The sequence below is a fragment of the Roseomonas sp. E05 genome, from assembly GCF_030063475.1.
Lineage (GTDB): Bacteria > Pseudomonadota > Alphaproteobacteria > Acetobacterales > Acetobacteraceae > Pseudoroseomonas.
Genome location: NZ_JASIRT010000103.1, coordinates 1 through 614 on the forward strand (window position 1 = coordinate 1; position 614 = coordinate 614).

Annotated in this window: 2 pseudogenes; one reads left to right on the forward strand and one right to left on the reverse strand. The window is 63.5% G+C overall.

Annotated elements, in window-relative coordinates:
* Positions 1-126 precede the first annotated feature (126 nt).
* Positions 127-483 (forward strand): annotated as a pseudogene (locus QMO56_RS26865) (transposase); the annotation flags it as partial.
* A 12-nt stretch (positions 484-495) separates the two neighbouring features.
* Here the strand turns inward: QMO56_RS26865 and QMO56_RS26870 are convergent.
* Positions 496-614: pseudogene (locus tag QMO56_RS26870) on the reverse strand (IS481 family transposase); the annotation flags it as partial.

A 614-nucleotide genomic window follows, 5' to 3' on the forward strand; every position in this document is an offset into this window, starting at 1 on the left:
GGATCGAGGACTACAACGAAGTCCACCCCCACAAGGGCTTGCGGATGTGTTCACCCCGTGAGTTCATCCGCGCCCAGTCTCAACCAGCCCCGTGTCCGGTTTGATGGGGGCAACTCCACCGCACCACCCATGTTGCTCGACGGCCCCATGACCGCGCAGGCCTTCCAGGCCTATGTCGAGCAGGTCCTCTGCCCGACGCTGCGCCCTGGCGACACGGTCATCCTGGACAACCTGCCTGCCCATAAAAGGCGCGAGGCCCGCCGGGCCATCGAGGCCACCGGCGCGGTCATGCCGTTCCTGCCGCCCTACTCGCCCGACTTCAACCCGATCGAGAATGCCTTCTCCAAACTGAAGGCGCTTCTCCGTAAGGCGGCGGAGCGTACCCTGGAGGGGCTCTGGGCCACCGTCGGCCAGCTCCTCGACGCCTTCATCCCAGCAGAATGCACCAACTACTTCACCACCGCAGGTTATGAACCGGAGTAGGTGGAAAATGCTCTAGGTGTGTAGTCCCGGGATGAGGTGGTGCGGGTTGATCTTGAAGATGGCGGGGTCCTTGGTCCAGGCATCACAGACGGCCTGGAACGGTGTGCGCCATCGGAGCGCCTTGAGGTGTT